The organism is Microbacterium sp. ARD31 (genome assembly GCF_031844425.1).
Map to the genome: position 1 here is coordinate 817,275 of NZ_JAUZVE010000001.1, position 23,079 is coordinate 840,353.

The 23,079-nt window shown below is 72.5% G+C and carries 13 protein-coding genes; 12 read left to right on the top strand and 1 reads right to left on the bottom strand.

Annotation, left to right across the window (positions count from 1 at the left end):
• Positions 1 to 44 precede the first annotated feature (44 nt).
• The 5 genes from Q9S36_RS04150 to Q9S36_RS04170 all read left to right on the top strand — a co-directional run bounded on the left by Q9S36_RS04150 (position 45) and on the right by Q9S36_RS04170 (position 7,504).
• Positions 45 to 1,292, top strand: coding sequence for an extracellular solute-binding protein (locus Q9S36_RS04150; protein ID WP_311284039.1), 1,248 nt, complete (start codon positions 45 to 47; stop codon positions 1,290 to 1,292).
• An 81-nt stretch (positions 1,293 to 1,373) separates the two neighbouring features.
• Entirely contained in the window at positions 1,374 to 3,005 is a 1,632-nt protein-coding gene (locus Q9S36_RS04155; RefSeq protein ID WP_311284040.1) for an ABC transporter permease subunit, read from the top strand.
• A 1-nt stretch (position 3,006) separates the two neighbouring features.
• The gene (locus tag Q9S36_RS04160) at positions 3,007 to 3,966 is read left to right on the top strand and encodes a sugar ABC transporter permease (RefSeq protein ID WP_311284041.1); all 960 of its coding nucleotides are present in this window, start codon (positions 3,007 to 3,009) and stop codon (positions 3,964 to 3,966) included.
• A 4-nt stretch (positions 3,967 to 3,970) separates the two neighbouring features.
• On the top strand, positions 3,971 to 5,452 hold the full coding sequence (locus tag Q9S36_RS04165; protein WP_311284042.1) for an alpha-amylase family protein: 1,482 nt from the start codon (positions 3,971 to 3,973) through the stop codon (positions 5,450 to 5,452).
• 99 nt (positions 5,453 to 5,551) lie between these two features.
• Positions 5,552 to 7,504: a glycoside hydrolase family 13 protein gene (locus Q9S36_RS04170; RefSeq protein WP_311284043.1), complete on the top strand. Its 1,953-nt coding sequence runs from the start codon at positions 5,552 to 5,554 to the stop codon at positions 7,502 to 7,504.
• A 4-nt stretch (positions 7,505 to 7,508) separates the two neighbouring features.
• Here the strand turns inward: Q9S36_RS04170 and rsmI are convergent, their stop codons facing one another.
• Positions 7,509 to 8,324, bottom strand: a complete 816-nt coding sequence (gene rsmI / locus Q9S36_RS04175; protein ID WP_311284044.1) for a 16S rRNA (cytidine(1402)-2'-O)-methyltransferase — start codon at positions 8,322 to 8,324, stop codon at positions 7,509 to 7,511.
• Positions 8,325 to 8,347: 23 nt separating this feature from the next.
• On the opposite strand from rsmI, the gene Q9S36_RS04180 reads away from it, so the two are divergent.
• From Q9S36_RS04180 to Q9S36_RS04210, 7 genes are read left to right on the top strand one after another with little or no spacing between them, the layout of a single operon-like run.
• The gene (locus Q9S36_RS04180; RefSeq protein WP_311284045.1) at positions 8,348 to 9,952 is read left to right on the top strand and encodes a phospholipid carrier-dependent glycosyltransferase; all 1,605 of its coding nucleotides are present in this window, start codon (positions 8,348 to 8,350) and stop codon (positions 9,950 to 9,952) included.
• Positions 9,953 to 9,978: 26 nt separating this feature from the next.
• Positions 9,979 to 11,082 carry an FHA domain-containing protein gene (locus tag Q9S36_RS04185; RefSeq protein WP_311284046.1) on the top strand — a complete coding sequence of 368 codons (1,104 nt, stop codon included), beginning with the start codon at positions 9,979 to 9,981 and terminating at the stop codon, positions 11,080 to 11,082.
• A complete protein-coding gene (locus tag Q9S36_RS04190; RefSeq protein WP_311284047.1) occupies positions 11,079 to 12,233 on the top strand; it encodes a serine/threonine-protein kinase in 1,155 nt (384 codons plus the stop codon). The genes Q9S36_RS04185 and Q9S36_RS04190 overlap by 4 nt, the downstream gene beginning before the upstream one ends.
• Positions 12,234 to 18,194: an Ig-like domain-containing protein gene (locus Q9S36_RS04195; RefSeq protein WP_311284048.1), complete on the top strand. Its 5,961-nt coding sequence runs from the start codon at positions 12,234 to 12,236 to the stop codon at positions 18,192 to 18,194.
• Positions 18,195 to 18,229: 35 nt separating this feature from the next.
• A complete protein-coding gene (locus Q9S36_RS04200) occupies positions 18,230 to 19,222 on the top strand; it encodes a MoxR family ATPase (RefSeq protein WP_064001698.1) in 993 nt (330 codons plus the stop codon).
• On the top strand, positions 19,219 to 20,568 hold the full coding sequence (locus Q9S36_RS04205; protein WP_311284049.1) for a DUF58 domain-containing protein: 1,350 nt from the start codon (positions 19,219 to 19,221) through the stop codon (positions 20,566 to 20,568). The genes Q9S36_RS04200 and Q9S36_RS04205 overlap by 4 nt, the downstream gene beginning before the upstream one ends.
• A complete protein-coding gene (locus tag Q9S36_RS04210; protein ID WP_311284050.1) occupies positions 20,565 to 23,048 on the top strand; it encodes a transglutaminase-like domain-containing protein in 2,484 nt (827 codons plus the stop codon). The genes Q9S36_RS04205 and Q9S36_RS04210 overlap by 4 nt, the downstream gene beginning before the upstream one ends.
• Positions 23,049 to 23,079 lie beyond the last annotated feature (31 nt).

The window sequence follows — 23,079 nt, forward strand, 5'->3', positions numbered from 1 at the left end:
GGACACCTGTTCCCCTGGCCCCGTCACAACAGAGAGGCACACCAATGAAGGTGAAGAAGAAGGGCGCCGTCGCCGTCGGAATCTTCGTCGCGACGAGCATCCTCGCGCTTGCCGGCTGCGCCGGCGGCACGACCGCAGAGCCGACCAGCAGCGACGACGCGACCAGCGCCGGCGCGCTGACCGTCTGGGTCGACGCCGACCGCGCCCGCGCGCTCGAAGACGTCGCGAAGACGTTCGAGCAGGAGAAGGGCGTCAAGGTCGACCTGGTCGTCAAGGACTACGGCAAGATCCGCGACGAGTTCACGGCGCAGGTCCCCACCGGCAAGGGCCCCGACATCACGATCGGCGGCCACGACTGGATCGGCGCGTTCGTCAAGGACGGCATCGTCGCCCCGGTCGAGCTCGGCGACAAGACCGCCGACTTCGAGAAGGTCGCCATCCAGGCCGTGACCTACGACGGCAAGACCTACGGGCTGCCCTACGCGATCGAGAACATCGCGATCCTGCGCAACACCGCCCTCGCCGACTCCACGCCCGGCACCTACGACGAGATGATCGCCAAGGGCCAGGCGGCCGGCACCGAGTACCCGTTCGTCGTGGGCCTCGACCCGCAGGCCTCGGACCCGTACCACCTGTACCCGTTCCAGACGTCGTTCGGCAACTCGGTCTTCGCGCAGAACGCCGACGGCTCGTACGACGCGAGCCAGCTGACCATCGGCGACGAGGCGGGCCAGGCGTTCGCCGCGTGGCTGACCGCGCAGGGCGACACCGGCACGAAGGTGCTGAACCTCAACCTGTCCGGCGACCTCGCCAAGGAGGCGTTCAACGCCGGCAAGTCGCCCTACTTCCTGTCCGGCCCGTGGAACGTCGCGGACGCGCAGAAGGCGGGCATCGACGTGGCCGTTGACGCCATCCCCACCACCGGTGACTCCGCGGCGCAGCCGTTCGCCGGTGTGCAGACGTTCTTCCTGAGCGCGAAGAGCAACAACGCCCTCATCGCGAACGAGTTCCTCGTGAACTACATCGCGACCGCCGATGTGCAGACCGCGCTGTTCGAGGCCGGTGGACGCCCGCCGGCACTGACGGAGTCGTTCGAGGCCGCGCAGTCCGACCCGCTCATCGCGGGCTTCGCGCAGGTCGGCGCCAACGCCGTCCCGATGCCGAGCGTCCCGCAGATGGGCTCGGTATGGGACGACTGGGGCAAGACCGAGGCCGCCCTCCTCAAGGGCTCCTCCGACCCGGCCGGTGACTGGGTCAAGATGGCCGACTCCATCAAGAGCAAGCTCGGCTGAGCCTCACCATTCCGGGGCGGCGTCTGGACCAGGCGCCGCCCCGACTCTACGCTCCCCTTAAGGCCACGACTGGAGTCGACGATGACGGGATCCACACTCACCGATCCACCCCCCACCCGCGCACCCGAAGACCGCGCCGCCGCCCGCCGCCGCAAGCGCGCCGAGGCCTGGGCCGAAGCTGCCGGGGCCGGCTGGAAGGTCTGGCTCGTCAAGATCGTCTGCCTCGGCATCATCGACGCGATGGCCCTCTACGCCATCTTCGTGCTGCTGGGCGAGGGCAACCTCCTCGTCGCCGCGATCATCGCCCTCGGCGTCATCGCGATCAACGTGGTCTATCTCGTGCCGGGCATGCTGCCGGCCAAGTACCTGACGCCGGGGCTCGTGTTCCTGTTCGTCTTCCAGATCTTCGTGGTGCTCTACTGCATCTACATCGCCTTCACCAACTACGGCTCGGGGCACATCTCCACGAAGGACGACGCCGTCAACGCGCTGCTGATCCAGAACCAGCAGCGCGTTGAGGACTCCGCGGCCTACCCCGTGTCGATCCTCGAGCAGAACGGCCAGTTCTTCCTGCTCGCGACGACCCCCGACGGCGACGCCGAGATCGGCGGCACAGAGCGTCCGCTCGAGCCGGCGCCCGACGCAGAGTTCTCCGGCGACCGCGCGGTGTCCGTGCCCGGATACACGACTCTCGACTTCAGCCAGATCGTCGCGAACCAGGCCGTGATCACCGCGATCGCCGTCCCCTTCTCCGACGACCCCAACGACGGCACCCTGCAGACCCGCGACGGCTCGACGGCATACCAGTTCGTCTCGACGCTGGAGTGGGACCCGGATGCCGACACGATGACGAACACCGACACCGGCGTCGTCTACCACGACAACGGCAACGGCTCGTTCGAATCCGACGACGGTCAGACCCTCGCCACGGGCTGGCAGGTGTGGGTCGGCATGGACAACTTCGTCCGCGCCTTCACGACCGACTCGATCCGCGGGCCGTTCTTCGCCGTGCTGGTGTGGACGTTCGTGTTCGCGATTCTGTCGGTCGCCACGACCTTCGCGCTCGGCCTGTTCCTCGCGATCGTCTTCAACGATCCGCGGATGAAGAGCAAGAAGTACTACCGCGTGATCATGATCCTCCCCTACGCGTTCCCGGCGTTCCTGTCGGCGCTCGTGTGGCAGGGCATGTTCAATCAGGACTTCGGCTTCATCAACCAGACGCTGCTGGGCGGAGCATCCATCCCCTGGCTGCAGGATCCGTTCCTGGCGAAGGTCTCGATCCTCATCGTCAACCTGTGGCTGGGCTTCCCGTACATGTTCCTCGTCACGACGGGCGCCATCCAGGCGATCCCCGAGGACATCCAGGAGGCCGGCCGCGTTGACGGCGCGGGCGTGTGGCAGATCTTCCGCCACATCAAGTTCCCGCTGCTGCTGGTGTCGGTGGCGCCGCTGCTGATCTCGTCGTTCGCGTTCAACTTCAACAACTTCAACCTGATCTACATGCTCACCGGCGGGGGCCCGCGGTTCGCGGATGCCTCCATCAACGTCGGCGCGAGCGACATCCTCATCTCGATGGTCTACAAGGTGGCCTTCGTCGGCGCGGATCGCGACTACGGCCTGGCGAGCGCCTTCTCGATCATCATCTTCGTGCTGGTGGCGGCGATCTCGTACCTCAGCTTCCGTCAGACCAAGGTTCTCGAGGAGCTGAACTGACATGACCACCATTCCTGAGACCCTGACCGTCCCCGGCGCTGTTCCCGGCGTCGGCAGCAGCGGCGGCGCCGGCAGCGCCGGCGACCCCGGGGCGAAGGAGCCGCGGCGCCCCTTCGGCCGCTGGTTCCGCGAGACCGGCTGGCGCCACATCATCGGCATCGTCATGCTCGTGTTCGCGGGGTTCCCCCTCGTCTACGTGCTGTCGGCCTCTCTCAACCCCGGCGGCACGCTGCTGACGGCCAACAACCTGTTCGCGAACGTCGATCTGGGCGCCTACATCGCCCTGTTCCAGGACCCGCTGCGCCCGTACGGCAACTGGTTCGTGAACACGATCTTCATCGGCCTCACGACCTCGTTCTTCACCGTCGTGCTGTGCGCCCTGGCGGCGTACGCGTTCTCACGCCTGCGCTTCACGGGGCGCCGGTTCGGCCTGCTGACGCTGCTGCTGGTGCAGATGTTCCCGCAGCTGCTCGCCGTCGTCGCGATCTTCCTGCTGATGAGCGCGATCGGCGACATCTTCCCGGCGCTCGGCCTGAACTCGCAGCTCGGCCTGATCATGGTGTATCTGGGCGGTGCGCTGGGCGTGAACACGTTCCTCATGTACGGGTTCTTCAACACCGTCCCGGCATCCATCGACGAGGCGGCCAAGATCGACGGCGCCGGCCACGCGCGTATCTTCTTCACGATCATCCTGCGGCTGGTCGCGCCGGTGCTCGCCGTCATCGGTCTGCTGAGCTTCATCGGCACGACCAACGACTTCCTGATCGCGTCGATCATCCTCGTCGACCCGGACAAGCAGACCCTCGCGGTCGGCCTGTACCAGTTCGTCTCGCAGGAGACGGCGCGCAACTGGAGCGTCTTCGCGGCCGGTGCCGTGCTCGCGGCGATCCTGCCGATGGCGCTGTTCCTGTCGCTGCAGCGGTTCATCGTGGGCGGCCTGACGGCCGGTTCGGTGAAGTAGTCGGATGCCGGGGCGCCGCGCCGCCGCGGCGGCGATGATCGCCGTGCTCGCGGCATCCGCCCTCGCCGCGTGCACGGCGCCCGTCGCCGTCGACCGCGAGAAGCTCGCGGATGCCGGCGTGCAGCTCTTCCAGCGGCCGTGGACGTCGATCGCCGAGGAGTGCGAGTCGACGATCGGACCGGCCGGGTTCGCGTGGGTGCTGACCTCTCCCCCGCAGGAGCACATCGAGGGCGCGCAGTGGTGGACGAGCTACCAGCCGGTCTCGTACCGGGTGGACTCGAAGCTCGGCACCGAGGCGGAATTCGCCGACATGGTGTCGCGGTGCGCCGCCGTGGGTGTCGCAGTGATCGCGGATGCCGTCGTCAACCACATGGCGGGCATCGACGCCGGCACGGGCGTCGCCGGGACGGCGTTCACGCACTATGACTACCCGGGCCTGTACGACGAGGGCGACTTCCACCACTGCGGCCTGACCGCGGATGACGACATCGCCGACTACAGCTCGCGCGAGCAGGTGCAGACGTGCGAGCTGTCGAACCTCGCCGACCTCGACACCGGGTCGGCTACCGTGCGCGAGACGATCGCCCGCTCCCTCCGGCATCTGCGGGACCTCGGTGTGGCCGGTTTCCGCATCGACGCCGCCAAGCACATGGCCGCCGGCGACGTGCAGGCGATCGTCGACCTGCTGCCGGAGGACACCGTCATCATGAGCGAGGTCATCCGCGGTTCGGGGGCGGAGCCCGTGCAGCCCGAGGAGTACACCGGCGCCGGGAAGGTGTTCGAGTTCCAGTACGCGCGGGACCTCGGGCCCGGGCTGAAGGCGGGCGTCATCACCGACCCCGCGCTCGGTGTCGGGCCGGCCTCCGCGCGGCCGCTGCACGTGCCGAGCGCGGATGCCGTCGTGTTCGTCGACAACCACGACACCGAGCGTGGCGAGGCCTCCGTCACCTACCGTGACGGCGGCCTCTATCTCATCGCGAACGCGCTCATGCTCGCCGACGATTACGGCACGCCGGTGGTCTACTCGGGCTACGCCTTCAGCGACCGTAACGCGGGCGCCCCGCAGGACGCCGACGGCCGGGTCATCGGCTGGGACTGCGCCGGCGTCACCGGCCCGAAGGTGCAGTACGCCGATGGCGAGGGCGTCTGCACCGAAGCGTGGACCGCGATCGCGGGGCTGCTGGAGCTGCGCCGGGTCGCGGCCGACGCGCCCCGGCTGCCCGGTGTCGGCGACGGCGACGTCTACGGCTTCGAACGCGACGGGCGCGCGCTGCTGCTGGTGAACCCCTCCGAGGCGGATGCCGCGGCCACCGTCCCGGTCGGACTGCCCGACGGCCGGTACTGCGACGTGATCTCCGGCGGCGCGGGCGGTGGGATCTCGGCCGGCGCGTGCGGCGGCACGACCGTCGCGGTGAGCGGCGGAACGGTCACCGCAGACGTCCCCGCGGAGGGCGCGATCGCTCTCCACATCGGTGCGCGTCTGTAATAGGATCGAGGCACAACTCAAGGGCTCTGTCATGGCTCCCGCTGTGCAACCACGTCGCATCCGTGCCGACGTCGGTGTCGGCGTCTCCTGGAGGTCATCATGACAACCCCTGCCCTGCGTCCCCACCACGACGGCTCCCCGCTGTACGTGTCGCATCCCGCGCCGGTCCTCGGCGACGAGGTCGATGTCCGCATCCGCATTCCCGACGGGTACGGTCCGGTCATCCGCGTGCTCGTGCGCTCCAATCCCGATCACGAGCCGGCGTGGGTCGACGCGGTCCGTGACGGCGCCGCCAACGGCTGGGAATGGTGGACCGCCCGCATCACCGTCGCCAACCCCCGGCACGGCTACCGATTCCACCTGGTCCACGCCGACGGCCGCGTCGAAGTGCTGAACCAGGGCGGCCTCAGCGACATCGATGCCCTCGACGGGCAGGACTTCGCCCTCGTCGCGGGCAACCCGCCGCCGTCGTGGCTCGCCGACGCCATCATGTACCAGATCTTCCCCGACCGCTTCGCCCGGTCGGCGGCGGCCGACGAGCGCCCCGCGCCGGCGTGGGCGCTCCCCGCCGCATGGGACGAACCGCTCGACCCGGTGCACCCCGGGCGCGGGCGGCAGTTCTATGGCGGCGACCTCGACGGCGTCGTCGAGAAGCTCGACCATCTCGTCGACCTGGGTGTCACCGTGCTGTACCACACGCCGGTCTTCCCGGCGGAGTCCAACCACCGCTACGACGCGTCGAGCTTCGACCGGATCGATCCCGTCCTCGGCGGCGACGACGCGTACCGCCGGATGATCGAGGCGGCGCACGCCCGCGGCATCCGCGTCATCGGCGATCTCACGACGAATCACTCGGGCATCGCCCACGAGTGGTTCCGCACCGCCCACGGCAATCCGGATGCGCCGGAGAGCGCGTTCTACTACTTCTCCGACGACGACAACACGACGTACGAGACGTGGCTCGATGCGCCGACACTGCCGAAGTTCAACTGGAACTCCGACGAACTGCGCCGCCGTTTCATCGACGGGCCCGACTCGGTCGTCGCACGGTGGCTGAAGCCGCCGTACTCGATCGACGGCTGGCGCATCGACGTCGCGAACATGACCGGGAGGCTCGGCGCGGAGGACCTCAACGCCGAGGTGCGTCAGGCGCTGCGGCGGACGATGATCGATGTCGCTCCCGACACGCTGCTCGTGGCGGAGTCGACCAACGACGCCGCGACCGACCTGCAGGGCGACGCCTGGCACGGCGGCATGACCTACCCGGCGTTCACGCGCGGGGTGTGGGCGTGGCTGGGCGAGGCGCGCCGCATTCCGCACTACGGCTGGGACGGCGAGGAGACGGACGACATGTGGTTCTTCGGCATCCCCACCGGGATGCCGCGGTACACCGCCCGGCAGTTCGTCGCACAGCTGCAGCGGTTCACGAGCCAGATCCCGTGGCGCGTGCAGCTGGGAACGATGTCGGCACTCGACACGCACGACACGGCGCGGTTCGCGACGTACGCCGCGGACGGCGCCGTGCCGGTCGCTCTGGGTCTGTCGGTGAGCCTGCCGGGACTGCCCGTCGTCTACGCCGGGGACGAGTTCGGCCTGGACGCCGTGGACGGCGAGATGAGTCGCGCGCCGATGCCGTGGGACCGTGCCGCCGAGCCCGCGCACGCCGCGCGCATCGCGCTGTACCGCGACATGCTGCGGCTGCGCCGTGAGCATCCGGTGCTGGCGACGGGGGGCCTGCGGTGGCTGTACGTCGACGACGCGGCGGCGGTGTTCGTCCGCGAGAGCGCCGAGGAGAGCGTGCTAGTGCTCGCCTCGCGCGGCGCGGCCGACGCCACGATCCCGGCGGTGCTGCTGCCGGGCGCCGAGGCGGCGACGGCGCTGTACGGCGATGCGACGGTGACCGTGACGGATGCCGGCGACGTGCGCGTCCGGGCCGCGGACACCGCGTTCGCGGCCTGGGCGCTGCCTGGTGTGACGGCGCCGCCGTCGCGCGCGGCGGAGGCGGAGGCGACCCCGGAGGCCTTCGCCCAGCTCGGCGGGCCCGCCCGGTAACCGCTCAGCGCGCGGCGAGCACCGCCTGGTACAGGTCGCGCGCGCTCAGCCCCGTCGCTGCGGCGACCTCGGCGGCGGCATCCTTCAAGCGGATGCCGTCGCCGACGAGCTGCTGCACCTGGGCGACGGCGTCGTCGGCGCTGACCTGACGCGCGGGCGCGCCGCCCACGACGACGACGATCTCGCCGCGGACGCCGGCGGCGGCCCACTCCGCCAGCTCGCCGAGCGGGCCTCGCACGACCTCCTCGTGCAGCTTCGTCAGCTCGCGGCAGACGGCGGCGCGACGGTCCGCGCCGAACGCCTCCGCCATCGCGGCGAGCGTGTCGGCCAGGCGGGACGGCGCCTCGAAGAAGACCATCGTGCGGGCCTCGGAGGCGAGCGCGCCGAAGACCGTGCGCCGCTCCCCCGTCTTGCGCGGAGCGAACCCCTCGAACGTGAACCGGTCGGTCGGCAGCCCTGCGAGGGCGAGCGCCGTGATGACCGCGCTGGGACCGGGGAGGGCCGTCACATCGACGCCCTGCTCGACCGCCGCGGCCACGACCGCGTACCCGGGGTCGCTGACCGTCGGCATGCCGGCGTCGCTGAGCAGCAGGACGTCCTCGTCGGCGGCGAGCGCGACGAGTTCCGCGGCGCGCTGCTTCTCGTTGTGGTCGTGCAGGGCCACCAGGCGGGGGCGGTTGGCGATCCCGAGCGCCTGCAGCAGGCGCTGCGTCGTCCGGGTGTCCTCGGCGGCGACGATGGTCGCCTCCTCGAGGGCGGTGCGCAGCCGCCCCGTCGCGTCGCCCAGGTTGCCGATGGGGGTCGCGGCGAGGATCAGCACCGCCCCAGCATAGGCTGGTCGCCGTGAGCTCGACCGCGGAACCGCTCCTGCCCGCGGTCCCCGCGCGGCAGCCGTTCGGCGTCCGTCTCGACGACGCCCGGCGGCGACTCGCGGCCGACGCGATGCTCCGTCGCCGACTCGCGTGGCTCGCCCCGCTGGCGGTCACCCTGCTCGCCGGCATCCTGCGCTTCTGGAACCTCGCCCACCCGCACGCGATCGTCTTCGACGAGACGTATTACGTGAAGGATGCCTGGAGTCAGTGGAACCTCGGGTACGCGGCCACCTGGCCAGACGGCGCCGACACCCGGTTCACGGACGGCGAGACGGACATCTTCCTCGATGCGCCGAGCTTCGTCGTCCATCCCCCGCTCGGCAAGTTCCTCATCGGGGCGGGGATGGCCCTGTTCGGCCCGACCTCGTCGTTCGGGTGGCGGTGCGCCGTCGCCGTGGCCGGCACCCTCGCCGTCCTCGTCCTCTACCTCATCGCCTGGCAGCTGACCCGCTCGGTGCTCTTCAGCTCGGTCGCCGGCGGCCTGATGGCGATCGACGGGCTCGCGATCGTGATGAGCCGGGTGGCGATCCTCGACATCCTGCTCACCCTCTTCGTGCTGCTCTCGGTCTGGTTCGTGCTGATCGATCGCCGACGTCACCTCGACCGGCTCGCCGAGGCGATGCGACGACGGGATGCCGCGGGCCGGGCCGCGTGGTGGGGCCCCGTGCGGTGGGGGCGGCCGTGGCTGTTCGCCGCGGGGATCGCCGGCGGTGCGGCGTGCAGCGTCAAGTGGTCGGGCGCGTGGGTGCTGGCGGCGCTCGGACTCTACGTCGTCGTGAGCGACGCGCTCGCGCGGCGACGGCTCGGCATCCACTTCTGGCCGGCGGATGCCGTGCGGCAGGGAGCCGCGGCATTCGTGGTGCTCGTGCCGGTGGCGGTCCTCGTCTACCTCGCCTCGTGGACCACGTGGCTCACGACCGACGGCGGCTACGAGCGGCACGCCGTCGACGCGAACCCGGCCCGCGGATTCTGGTCGTGGGTGCCGCTGCCGCTGCAGAACCTCTGGCACTACCACCAGACGATCTACACGGCGACGGCGGAGATCACCTCGTCGCACCCCTACGCGAGTCCGGCGTGGCAGTGGCCCCTGCTGCTGCGGCCGACGTCGATGTACGCGAACAGCACGGCCGACGGCGTCGCCGGGTGCGCGAGTGCACGCGGCTGCATCGAGATCCTCTACTCGATGCCGAACCCGCTGCTGTGGTGGCTCGGGGTGCTCGCCGTGCTGTGGCTCGCCGTGCACGGCGTCCGCACGCGCGACTGGCGCGCGGGGATCGTCCTCGTCGGCATCGCCGCGACCTACGTGCCGTGGCTGTTCTACCCGAACCGGACGATCTTCCAGTTCTACACGGTGCTGATCCTCCCCTTCCTGGTCCTCGCGCTCACCTTCGCGCTGCGGGAGATCGCCGGGTCGCCGCACGCCGATCCCGACCGGCGGGCGGTCGGGCGCCGCACGGTGCTCGTCATCCTCGGCGTCATCGTCGCGGTCTCGGCGTTCTGGTACCCGCTGTGGTCCGCGATGCGCATCCCGTACGAGTTCTACTGGGTGCACAACTGGTTGCCGGGATGGGTCTGAGCACCACCCGTCAGTAGGCTGGGTGCGTGTTCCGCTACCCCACCCCGACGCTCGCCGCCGAGGCGGGGTACGCCATCGCGGGCGACCGCTTCGCGATCCTGCTCGGTTCCGGTGTCGCCGAGGGCGTCATCGCCCGGCTGTGGAATGCCGCCGCCGCCGACACCGCCGTCCTCGAGGACGTGCTGAGCGTGCTCGTCGCGGGCGGCATCCACGACCTGCCCGACTTCGCCGTCGCGGAGTTCCCCGACGACGACGCGGATGCGGTGCGCGTCGCCGTGCGCGGTGCGGCGATCGTCGAGACCTCCGACCGCACGCGCGTCTCGGGCGCGGACGCGCGCACGTGGATCGAGACGGCGCTGGCGGGGGCCGTCGGCATCCGTCTGGCGCTCGGATCCGGACGCACCGGCGGCGACCTGCTGCCCCTGGGTCTCGGCGTCACGCGCGCCGACGAGCTGTCGTGGGGACGCCCCTTCCCCGCCGGACGCGAGCCCGACGCCGACGTGACCCCGGCCGCCGCGGGCGAGGCGCCCCGCGGAACGGCGGCGCCCGTGACGGTCGCGATCCCGACCGTCGCCCCCGCCCCCTCCGCCGCACCCGCGCGCGGCGAGGAGATCGACGTCCTGCAGACGATCTCGGTCGACCGCAGCCTGTTCGCGCGTCCGTTCGACGACGACGAGGAGCTGGAGCTCCCCGACTTCCTCCGCGAGGACGAGCGGCCGGCCGCCGTCGCCGACGCGCCCGACGACCGGACGCTGTTCGGGTCGCGACGCGGATCCGCTGCGACCGCGTACGCGCTGCGACTGCCGGGAGGGCGCAGCGTGCCGCTCGACCGTCCCGTCGTGCTCGGCCGCAGCCCGCGACCCGCACGCCACCCGGGGGCCCGGATCGAACCGGTACCCTCGCCGCGCAAGGAGATCTCGGGGACGCACCTCGAAGCGGTCCTGGACGGCGACACGCTCGTGGTGCGCGACTTGGACTCGACGAACGGCACGATCGTCCGGCCGCCGACGGGCGCTGCGGCGCTCCTGCGCGGCGGGGCGGCGTCGCGGGTGCCCCTCGGGACCGAACTCGACCTGGGTGACGGCGTGACGGCCGTGTTCGACACCGCCGGACCGCTGACGGCGGGATGACGCACGGCGTGTCCAGCAGGCTCCCCTCCACCCCGCCCGGACTGTCGGGCTTCACCTACGTGCGCCCGCTCGGCGCGGGCGGCTTCGCGGACGTCTTCCTGTTCGAGCAGAACCTGCCCCGCCGCCCCGTCGCCGTGAAGGTGCTGCTGGAGGACGTCGTCGACGAGAACGTGCTGCGCATGTTCAACGCCGAGGCCGACGTCATGGCCCGCCTGAGCGCGCACCCCTCGATCCTCACGATCCACGAGGCCTCCGTCTCGGCCGACGGCCGTCCCTACCTCGTCATGGAGTACTGCCCCACGTCGCTGACCCACCGGTACCGCCGCGAGGAGATCCCCGTCGCGGAGGTGCTGCAGCTCGGCGTGAAGATCGGGTCGGCCCTCGAGACCGCCCACCGGGCGGGCCTGCTGCACCGCGACATCAAACCCTCCAACATCCTCGTGACGGCGTTCGGGTCCCCCGTGCTCTCCGACTTCGGCATCGCGGCCGCCGTCGAGGGCAGGCCCGACACCGAGGAGGTCTTCGCGATGTCCGTGCCGTGGTCGGCGCCCGAGGTCGTCGACGAGCGGGTCTCCGGCTCCATCGCCGCCGAGGTGTGGAGTCTCGGGGCGACGGTCTACTCGCTCCTGGCCGGCCGCAGCCCCTTCGAGCGTCCCGGCCGCGGGCAGAACTCCCGGGAGCAGTTGAAGGCCCGCATCCGCAAGGCGGTCTACACGCCGGTGGGCCGCGCCGACATGCCGCCCGAGCTCGACGCCGTCCTCGCGCGCGCCCTCAGCCGCGACCCCGCCGCGCGCCACCCCTCGGCGGCGGCCTTCGCGCACGACCTGCAGATGATCCAGCACCGGATGGGGCTCCCGCACACCCCGCTCGAGGTCGCCGTCGACGAGTGGGCGTCCGCGGGCGCCCACGTGGATTTCGCCGACGACCGTCCCCGCGGTCCCGTGCGGCCGACCGTCGCCCACGCGTCCGCGCGTCCCGAGCGCCGACGCGCCGCCTCGCCGCGACGCCCGGACGAGGGCACGGTGCTCGCGGGCGCCGAACCGGCCCCGCGGATGCGGCGCGGAACCGTCGTCGCCCTGGCGATCGGCGGGATCGTGCTGGCCGGCGCCGGCGCCGGGGTGACCTTCCTCCTCCTCGGCGGGGCGGGCTGAATGTCCTCACCCCAGCCCGACCGGCCTCGCGTGCGCCGATCGACGTGGATCGGCGCCGGTGCGGTCGCCGCGATCGTCGCGGTGGTCGGCACGCTCGCCGTCGTGTGGCCCGGCTACGACGCCCAGCAGACGCCCGTCGAGGACCCGACGGTCTGGGCGCTCCAGACCGGCACCGGCAGCGGCTACGCCCGGGTGAACCTCGACCTCGCCGAGGTCGACACCGTCAAACAGGTCGTCAACGGCACCCAGGTCGCGCAGACCGCCGACCGGTTGTTCGTCTTCAGCGAGGGCGGCTCGGCGTTCTCCGACGTCGATCTCGCCCAGCCCGCCGACCTGACCGGTGAGGACGAGGACGCCTCCTCGCCGACACCCGCCGGCACGGTCGAGATCGTCTCCGCGGGCGACGCCCTCGTCTACCGCACGGAGGGCGGCGGCGTGTTCGGAGCGACGCTGTCAGGAGGCGGCGCCGCCTCGCCGATCGACCCGTACGCCGAGGTGGAACGAGAGCCCGGCGAGCAGGCGCCGCGCTTCGCGGCATCCGCCGTCGCGGTCGACGCCGACGGTGTCGTCTACGCCTACTCGGCGGCCGAGAGCGTGGTCGTGCGCGCCGAAGCGGCGACCGGTCGCATCCTGGGGCAGGACCCGACCCCGATCTCGCCCGTCGACGCACAGGTGAGCGCCGTCGACGGCCGCTGGGTGCTGTACGACGTCGCGACCGGCGAGGTCGCCGTGCAGGACCGCGACGACATCGCCGACACGACGCCCGTGAGCGGCGCGGTGCTGCAGCGCGCCGCGACCTCGGGGGACGCCGTCGTCATCGCCGACCCCGGCGGCGTCACGCGGATCCCCCTCGGCGCGGGCGATCCCGAGCGCGTGCTGGACTCCCCCGGCCTCGGCACGCCGGCCGTCCCCGTGGCCTCGGACGGCGTCGTGCACGCCGCGTGGCTCGGCGACGGCGCCGCCGGCGGCACGCTGTGGTCGAGCAGCCGTCCGGCCGAGACGACGCCGCTCGACTACGCCGGCGCGGACATCGGCGACGGGGTCGACCCGGTCTTCATCGGCAACGGCTCGCGCCTGGCCCTGAACGATCGCGGCTCCGGCTGGGTGTGGCGCCTGCCCGACGGCGCGCTCATCCCGTCGTCGCAGCAGTGGCGGGTCGAGGACACCAGCGAGGCCGCGCCGCAGAACGACGATCCCGTCGAGCGGGTGCTCGACCCGAAACCTCCCGTCGCCGTCGACGACGCGTTCGGGGTGCGCGCCGGCTCGGTCGCCCTGCTCCCCGTCCTGCTGAACGATCACGACCCCAACGAGGACGTCCTCAGCATCGACGTCGGCGGCATCGAGGGGGTCGACGCGGCGTTCGGCTCCGTCGCCGTCACCGGCGCCGAGCAGCAGCTGGCGTTCCGCGTCGCGCCCGAGGCGACCGGGACCACGAGCTTCCGCTACCGCGTCACCGACGGCACGTCCGCCGGCGGTCGGCTCTCCGAGTACGCGACCGTCACCCTGCGGGTCGTCGCGGAGGAGGCCAACGCAGCGCCTGTCTGGTGCGGGGTGGAAGGATGCCTCGCCACCTGGCCCGCCCCGTCCGTGGCTCCCGGCGGCACGGTGTCGGCCGACCTGCTGCGCGGCTGGGTCGACCCCGACGGCGACCCCGTCTACCTCGCCGGGATCGAGGGCGCCCCCTCGGTCGGGACGGCCACGACCTCGCCCGAGGGCGAGTTCACCTACCAGCATCCCGATCCGAGTGCGACGGAGGCCGCCAGCATCCCCGTGTCGGTCGTCGTCTCGGACGCGCGCGGCGCGACGACGACGCAGGCCGTCACGATCCGCGTGACCCCGGCACCCGAGCTGCGCGCAGAGTCGTTCGCGGCGACGGGTGTCGTGGGCGAGCCGCTCGACATCGACCTCTCCCCCCACGTGAGCGGCGCCTCGGGCGCGCTGACGATCGGCTCGCTCGTCGCCCTCGACACCGCGCGCACGACCGTGACACCGAACGCGTCGGCGTTGCGGATGACCTTCGACGCCCGCGAGGCGGGGTCCTACGTCGTCCAGTACTCCGTCCGCGACGGCGCGGGCGAAGCCTCCGCCCTGGCTCGCATCACGGTCCGTGACCCCGACGACACCGTCGTGACGACGCCCCCCTTGACGGCGTTCGTCCGCCCGGGCGAGGACACCACGATCGACGTCGCGTCGGCGGCATCCAATCCGGCCGGCGTCGTCCTGCTGCTCGAGGACATCCGCCCCGACAGCGACCCGACCGCCGCGCTCAGCGTCGACCTCGTCGGCCAGAGCCTGCTGCGGGTGAGCGGCACGACCGACGACGGCGGCCCGGGCCGCCTCGGCGTCGTGCGCTACGGGCTCACCGACGGCCGCGCCGGCGGCGCTCCCCTGGCCGAGGGCGAGGTCACCGTCATCCTGCTGCCGGCGGGATCCGCCGAACCGCCCATCGCCGTCGACGACACGGTGACGGTGCGTGGCGGCACGCAGATCGACATCCCGGTGCTGGAGAACGACCACGCCCCCGCCGGCGCGCTCATCGCGATCGATCCGTCGTCGATCGTGAACGAGACCGGCGGCGGCCTCGCCTTCGCCTCGGGGCGGATGCTGCGATACCTGGCGCCCCGCGAGGCGGGCACCTACGCGCTGACGTACACCATCTACCGCCTCGGCTTCCCCGAGGTGGTCGACACCGCCCGGGTCACGGTGACGGTCACCGGCGGCGACGACAACCGCGACCCCGTCCCCCGCACCCTCGAGGGAAGGGTCGTCGCGGGCCAAGCGGTCGCGATCGCGTTCGACCGGTACGGGGTCGACCCCGACGGCGACGACGTCGCGCTCGACGCCATCACGACCCAGCCCACCGAAGGCTCGGCGACGATCTCGGCCGACGGCCGCTCGATCGTCTACACGAGCCGCGACGGCGCCGCGGGGCAGGTGCGGTTCCAGTACCGGGTGAAGGATGCCCGGGGTCGCACGGGTACCGGCGAGGTGCGCATCGGGGTCATCGCCCAGCAGAGCGACCCGAGCCCCGTCACGTTCAGCGACTACGTCCAGGTGCAGGCCGGAGCCGACAGCACCGTCGTCATCCGCCCGGCCGACAACGACGTGGACCCGTTCGGGAGCACGCTCGACCTGACCGGCGTCACGCCGAACGCGCCCGAGGACAGTCCCGAGTACGCCGCGCTTTCCGAGCGCATCGCGGTCGCCGACGACGGCGCCGTGACCGTCGTGGCCGGGACGGCCCTCGGAACCTTCTCGTACTCGTACGAGGTGTCCAACGCCGACGGCGACACCGCGATCGGGCTGGTCGTGGTGAAGGTCGTCCGCGACCCCGTCCCCGATCATCCCGTGATCTCCGACACCGTCCTCACCGTCGAGGACCGCGACGGTTTCCCCCGTGGCGTCGACGTCCTGAGCGGCCGAGTCGCCTGGAATGCGGGAGACCCGTCGGGACTGTCGCTGCGGCTCTGGGGCGAGCAGCGGGACCTCCGCGTGTCGGGCTGGCGGATCTCGGGGCCGCTCCCCGAGCGCACCCGGCTGATCCCCTTCACCGTCACGGGGACCGCGTACGACGGCACCGAGGTCACGACGTACGGCTTCCTGCGGGTGCCCGGGACGGACGACATCCGGGTGACCCTGCGCGCGGACGTCGACCCGCTGCGCGTGCGCGAGGGCGAGAGCGTCGATACGGACGTCGCCGACCTCGTGGCGCTGCCGGACGACGCCGTCCTCGTCGTGGACGCCGACGGCACGAAGGCCGGCGGGGCGCGCGCGGACGCCTCCTGCCGCGTCGTGTCGGGCACCGTCGTGCGGTACACGGCCGGGCGCGGCGCACCCTGGCGGGATTCCTGCATCGTCGCGGCCCGCGTGGCCGGCCAGGACCAGCCGACGTATCTCACGCTCCCCGTCGAGGTCGAGGCGGAAATCCCGCAGCCGTCGCTGCGCAGCGCCTCGCTCGCCGTCCGTCCCGGCCAGACCCAGACCTACGACCTCACCCGGATGGTGCGGTGGGCGGGCGTCGCCGACGAGGACGCCCTCGTCTTCGACGTCGCCTACGACGGGGACCAGTTCGAGGTGGCCGCCGACGGCGCCGTCGTCTCGGTGACGGCCCTCGACGAGGCGCGTCCCGGCCGCGAGGAGCAGGTGCGGGTCTCGCTCCCGACCCACCCCGACGCGAGCCCCGCGAGCCTCGTGCTCACCGTCGGACCGTCCCCCTCGGCGCTCCCGCGCGGCGGGTCGGCGGTGCAGACCTGCTCGCAGTCCGACGGGCGCTCCTCGTGCACGATCGAGGTGATCGGTGCCGACGGCGAGGTGAACCCCCTCCCGGGCACCCCCCTGCGCGTGGTCGCGGCGGCGAGCGCCGGCAACTGCGACGGGGTGAGCTTCGCTCCCGCGGGCGACCGCGCGGTGCGGGCGAGCTGGCGATCGGATGCCGAGGGGGCGGCGCGCTGCGCCGGGACCTTCGTCGTCGAGGACGCGCAGGGCCGCCAGTCCAGCGGCGATCGCAACGGGTCGGTAGTACTCGACCTGCGGGGACTGCCCGCCGACCCCACCCGACTGGAATGGACCGCCTACACGGCGGATTCGGTGACCCTGCGGGTGACCTCGGATGCCGCCTCCTACCCTGCCGTCGAGGGGTACCGGATCACGACGGGCGGCCGCGAGGTCGCCTCGTGCCCGGCCTCGGGCAGGTGCGAGCCCATCGCCGCGCCCGTGGGCGAGCAGCGGGTCTACGAGGTCCGGGCGGTCAACGCGGCGGGGTCCTCGCGTGGGACCGTCCGGACGGAAGCCTGGGCCTACCGCCCGCCAGCGCGACCGACCGGCGCGAGCTTCGAGCCGGTGCCGAACGGGGACGCCGGCGGGCTCGCCACCGTCGTCGTCAGCGGCCTCGACGACACCACAGGGAGCGTACGACTGTCTGGAGGTGTGGCCGGGAGTGCGACGCAACCGGTCGGCGGCGGTACCGCGACGTTCACCGCCTACCGAATCGGATCCAACGACCCCACCACCCTCGTCGTGACCCCCCTGACTGAGTTCGAGCTCCCCTCGATCGCAGGCGGATCGAACGAAGGTGACGCGCTCACGATCGTTGCCCACGGAATCGGCGCGCCGCAGGTCGAGTTGAGCGTGTCTCAGAACGAAGACGGCTCGCGCGTGACCGCGACGGCGACCGTCACCCCGGACGGCGCGGGGGACGCGATCGAGGTCGGATTCTCCGTCGGCCAAGAACGCTGTGTTCCGGGCCAGCAACGCCTCCCCGGCAGCGGCGGCACCGCGCGCAGAGAATTCGGTCCCTCCGAGCTGCCACTGTGGCAACGGTCATCGGTTCGCGCATGCGCGTGGACCATCGATGGCGGCGCGCGTTTCGGCGAGGGGACCGCCGCTGCTCAGGAGTTCACACCCGTCGGCTCGATCGATGCACCGCGAGGCTCTGACACGACCTATGAGATCGACACCCGCGCTGAGACCTTCTCAGACGCGGGGCGCGCGGTGTATCGCTGGAACGACATCACCGCTCCGGGGCTTCGCGGCAACCTCCTGTTCGATGTCCGCTACTCCGCAGACGGCGGCAACTCGTACACCGCCGATTTCGCGAGTCTGTTCGCTCTGGGATCCCCTCCCGGCCGGATCATCGCCGCCCTCTGCAACGACACGTTCGGGTGCGGGACGGCGAACGCGCGCGACATCACCGCCGGCTCGGGTCCCGACTACCCCGTCGAAGTCCGGTTCCCGGCCACCTGTGCCGTCGATGAGTCCCCTGGGGGCGACGTCACGGTCGCAGCGAGCGGTGATCATGAGATCATCCCCGTGCGAACCGAGGAGTTCGCGCTTCGTCGGGACTACACCTACGGGGTGCGATGGACCGGCCGTCTGGCCGATCTCGGAACGACCTCGCATACCACGAGTTGCGAGGCGTCCCCGCCCGAGCCGGACCCCGAACCCGAAACGCCCGCCGGGTGAGAGCCGGACGAACTCCCCCGCACGAGAGGACCACGATGACGATCACCCAGGAGCAGAGCGCCTGGTTCGCCGACACCTTCACGAAGCTCGTCGACAACGTCGAGCAGGTCGTGCTCGGCAAGCGCCATGTCATCGAGCTCGCCTTCACGGCGATGATCTCCGAGGGGCACCTGCTGCTCGAGGACTACCCGGGGACAGGCAAGACCTCGCTCGCCCGCGCGATGGGGCGCTCGGTGCAGGGCACGAGCTCCCGCATCCAGTTCACCCCCGACCTCCTCCCCGGCGACGTCACGGGGATCACCGTCTACGACCAGCGCCGCGGCGAGTTCGAGTTCCACCAGGGACCGATCTTCGCGAACGTCGTGCTGGCGGACGAGATCAACCGCGCGTCGCCCAAGACGCAGTCGGCGCTGCTCGAGGTGATGGAAGAGGGCCACGTCACCGTCGACGGCGTCACGCGCGGCGTCGGCGTACCCTTCCTCGTCGTCGCCACCCAGAACCCTGTCGAGCAGGCCGGCACCTACCGGCTGCCCGAAGCGCAGCTCGACCGTTTCCTCATGAAGACCTCGCTCGGTTACCCCGACCGCGCCGCGACCATCCGGATCCTCGACGGGTCCGGCGACGGCCCGCGCGAGGTCGGCCCCGTCATCACGCCGCAGGGCGTCGTCAGCATGGCCGACATCGCCCGCGGCGGCTACCTCAACCCCCTCGTCCTGGACTACATCGCGCGCATCGTCGAGGCCACCCGGCTCGCCCGCGAGGTGCGCCTGGGCGTGAGCGTGCGCGGCGCCCTCGCCCTCACGAAGGCGGCCCGCACGTGGGCGCTCGCGCACCGCCGGACCTACGTGACCCCGGACGACGTCAAGGCGCTCGCCGTCCCGGTGCTCGCGCACCGGTTGATCCTCGACCCCGAGGCGGAGTTCGACGGCGTCACCGCCGAGGCGGTCGTCGGCCAGGTGCTCCTGGACGTCGTGCCGCCCTCGCAGCAGGAGCGCGCCGACGACCGCGGTCAGCGAGAGAACGTGTGAGTTCGTCCACCGAGTCGCGACTGACCCGGACGTCGGCGGCGACCGGGTACACCCGCACGGGCTTCGAGGCCGGACGGGGCACCACCGTGCTCGCCGTCCGGGGCTTGCACGGGTGGCGCCGACTGCGTCGCGCGGCCGCCCGTGTGGGGCGCTCCGTCGCTGACACCGTCTCGCCCGCGGGCTGGGTCGTCGTCGCCGTGGCGGTGATCGGACTCGCCGCGGGCCTCGCCTTCGGGCTGCTCGAGTTCGCCGTCGCGGGCGGGGCGGCGGCGCTCCTGCTGCTCCTGTCGGTGCCGTTCCTGTTCGGCGCGCGCGCCTACGAGGTGACCCTGCGCCTCGCCCACGACCGCGTCGTGGCGGGCACACCCGTCGAGGGGCGGCTCGTCGTGGCGAACGTGGGCCGCCGGACGGCCCTGCCCGGTCGCGTCGACCTCCCCGTCGGCGACGGGCTCGTCGACGTCCACGTCCCCCTGCTGCGACCCCGGCACGAGATCGCCGAGACCGTCGTCATCCCGACGCGCCGACGGGGCATCGTGACGGTCGGCCCCGCGCGCACGGTCCGCGGGGACCCCCTCTGCATCCTCACCCGCGAAGCGACGTGGCAGGAGACGCGCACGCTCTACGTGCACCCGGTGACGACGGGGCTGCGCAGCACCGCGACCGGACTCATCCGCGACCTGGAAGGGAGCCCCTCACGGACCATCGTCGACGCCGACTTCTCCTTCCACGCGCTCCGCCCCTACGTCCCGGGCGACTCCCCCCGTCAGGTGCACTGGAAGTCGACCGCGAAGACGGGCGCCATGATGGTGCGCCAGTACGAGGAGACCCGCCGCTCCCGCATGATCCTCGTGGTCGGGCGCGGCGGCGACGAGTTCGCCGACGACGACGAGTTCGAGCTCGCGGTCAGCGCCGCGGCATCCATCGGCGTCCGCGGGATCCGCGACGGCCGCGACGTCGCCGTCGTCACCGGTGCCGAGATCCCCGAGTTCGCGCGCGGCCGGATGCGGACCTTCCGAACGCTCACGACGATCTCGACCCGGACCCTACTCGACGACTTCGCCGGGCTCGACCGCGGCGTGAACCCGAGTCCGCTGCGCGAGGTCGCCTCGCTCGCCTCGACGCGCCACGGCGACGCGTCGATCGCCTTCCTCGTCTGCGGATCGCCCCTCACCCCGACGCAGCTGCAGAGCGCAGCGCTCGCCTTCGGCCGCGAGGTGGCCGTCGTCGCCCTCGTGTGCGCGCCGACGGCCGAGCCCGGCATCCGGCGGCTCGGCAGCATGACCGTCATCTCCATCGGGCTGCTCGACGACCTGCGTCAGCTGCTCGCGAAGGGCGCGCAGTCGTGACCGCCCCCGTCGAGGTCGTCCCGCCACGCCGGGCCCGGCGGCGCCGGAACCCGTCGCGTGCGGGCTTCTTCGTCGGCCAGGCGCTCGTCCTCGATCTCGTCCTCGCCGTCGGGGCCGTCGCGACCTGGCCGATCTACCGCAGCACCGCCCTCGTCGTCGCCCTGGCCGTCGGCATCGCCGCCGGTCACCTCGTGGCCGCCTTCGGCACCCGCTGGCGCTGGACGGGCTGGTGGGTCGCCCTCGCCGCTCTCGGCGCGTACATCGCGCTCGGGGTGCCGGTGGCCGCGGCGGTGTCGCTCGCCTCGCCCGACGCCGCCGTGGACGCCCTCGTCGACGTCGCGACCGCCCCCGTCACGGGGTGGAAGGACCTGCTGACCCTCGAGCTCCCGCTCGGGTCGTATCAGGCGACGCTCGCCCCGGCCCTCTTCCTCTTCCTCGGCTGCACGGTAGCCGCGCTGTCGATCGCGTGGCGCAGTCGTCGGCGGTGGATGCCGGCGGTCGCCCTCGCGCTCCTGCCCGCCGTCTTCGGGGTCGCCTTCGGCGCGCGCTCGCTCGCCTCGCCCGTGCGGCTCGGCCCGGTCGCGGTGCAGCCCGAGACCCTACTCGGTGTCGCCGCGATCGTCACGGCGCTCGTCGCGGTGGTGTGGCGGTCCGGTCACGACCGACGCCGGGCCCTCGCCACGGCGGCCGCCGCCTCCGGGGTGGCGCGCGGCCCGGGTGGCCGCCGGCGCGGGCTCGCGGCGCGCGTCGGGACCGCGACGGGCATGGTCGTCGTGGCCGCGGCGGTCGCCGCACTGTGGGGGCCGTGGGCGCTCGCGGACCAGCCGCGCGAGGTGGCGCGGAGCGTAGTCGACCCGGTGCTCGAGCTCGAACGCGCGCCGAGCCCGCTCGCCGCGTACCGCGCCTCGTTCGGCGATGACCGCTTCGACGAACCTCTCTTCACCGTCTCCCCCGCCGCCGGCGCCGAGCGGGTACGGCTCGCGACGCTCCCCTTCTATGACGGCCGGACGGTGCGCGCGGTCGACCCACAGGCGGGCCTCGCCGACCCGGCGACGGCGTTCACCCGCGTCCCGTCCCGACTCGACCCGGCCGGCACCGGCGAGATCGCCGTGACGGTGCGCATCGACGCCGGCACGGGGATCTGGGTGCCGACCGTCGGCGACCTGCGCGCCGTGTCGTTCGACGGTCCCCGCGCGGCGGAGCTCGCGGACGGCTTCTTCCACAACGCCGCCACGGGTGCCGCGATCGAGATCGCAGGGGACGGTTTGCAGACCGGGGACGCCTACCGGCTCGCCGCATCCCCCTCCGAGGCGGCGGGACCGGTGGCATCCCTCACCCCGGCTCGCAGCGGGCCGTCCCTGCCGGCGGAGGTCGTCCCGGCCTCGCTGACGGAGTGGATGGAGAGCCAGGATGCCGGCGCGGGCGGCGCGGCCCTCGAGACGCTCGTGGACCGCCTCCGCAGCCGCGGCTACCTGAGCCACGCGCTGCAGCTGCCGGGAGGCTCCGTCCCCGCCTGGATGCGGGAGCTCGGCCGGGCCGGCTTCCAGCCCTCCCGCGCCGGGCATTCGGCCGACCGCATCGGGACGCTGTTCACGCAGCTGCTCGAGCGCGAGGCGCAGGCGCCCGGCGGCACCGACGCCGACCTCGTAGCCGCCGTGGGCGACGACGAGCAGTTCGCGGTCGCGGCGATGCTCATCGCCGACCAGCTCGGGTTCGACGCCCGGGTCGTCGTGGGGACGCGACTCGCTTCGGACGAGGACCTGCCCGTGTGCGACGAGGGACGGTGCCGCGGCGGCGATCTCGCCGCGTGGATCGAAGTGGCGGATGCCGCCGGGGGCTGGCTCCCCGTCGACGTGACCCCCCAGCACGAGAGCTTCCCGTCTCCCGATCTCGAGCAGCGGCGCGATCCCGAGAACCCGACCGAGGTGAGCCGGGAGGACGCCGAGCCGGTGCTCCCCGCCGACGCGTCGCCCTCCGACGGCGATCAGAGCGCCCCCGAGGCCGCTCCGCAGGAGCGAGACCTGTCGGCGCTGTGGGCCGCGGTGCGCGTGAGCGGCGTCTCGCTGCTCGCGATGATCGTCCTCGTCGGCCCGCTCGTCACGATCCTCGCCGTCAAGGCGCTGCGGCGGCGCGGCCGCCGGCGCGGCGACGTCGCCGCGCGCTTCACCGGCGGCTGGGACGAGTACGTCGACACGGCGGTCGACCACGGGTACCCGGCCCCCGCCCATCTGACGCGCCAGGAGCTCGCGCGCCTGTTCGCCGGCGACGCGGAGGAGGCGGCGGGCACCCGCCTGGCGACGTGGGCCGACCGGTCGGTCTTCGACGTGGTGCCGCCGACGGCGGCCGAGAACGAGGAGTTCTGGCGGATCGTCGCGGCCGAACGCGCGCGCTTCGCGGCGGAGAAGGGCTTCTGGGCGCGGCTGCGCGCGCGCCTGTCGCTGCGCTCGTTGCTCCCGCGCGGACGGGCCGCGCGCCGATAGGGTGTGCGGTGCGGGATCGACGGAATCGATG

Excerpts from the sequence above, each read along its gene's own strand:
- Q9S36_RS04150 (WP_311284039.1), top strand. The coding sequence starts at position 45 with ATGAAGGTGAAGAAGAAGGGCGCCGTCGCCGTCGGAATCTTCGTCGCG.
- Q9S36_RS04155 (WP_311284040.1), top strand. The coding sequence starts at position 1,374 with ATGACGGGATCCACACTCACCGATCCACCCCCCACCCGCGCACCCGAA.
- Q9S36_RS04160 (WP_311284041.1), top strand. The coding sequence starts at position 3,007 with ATGACCACCATTCCTGAGACCCTGACCGTCCCCGGCGCTGTTCCCGGC.
- Q9S36_RS04165 (WP_311284042.1), top strand. The coding sequence starts at position 3,971 with ATGCCGGGGCGCCGCGCCGCCGCGGCGGCGATGATCGCCGTGCTCGCG.
- Q9S36_RS04170 (WP_311284043.1), top strand. The coding sequence starts at position 5,552 with ATGACAACCCCTGCCCTGCGTCCCCACCACGACGGCTCCCCGCTGTAC.
- Q9S36_RS04190 (WP_311284047.1), top strand. The coding sequence starts at position 11,079 with ATGACGCACGGCGTGTCCAGCAGGCTCCCCTCCACCCCGCCCGGACTG.
- Q9S36_RS04195 (WP_311284048.1), top strand. The coding sequence starts at position 12,234 with ATGTCCTCACCCCAGCCCGACCGGCCTCGCGTGCGCCGATCGACGTGG.
- Q9S36_RS04200 (WP_064001698.1), top strand. The coding sequence starts at position 18,230 with ATGACGATCACCCAGGAGCAGAGCGCCTGGTTCGCCGACACCTTCACG.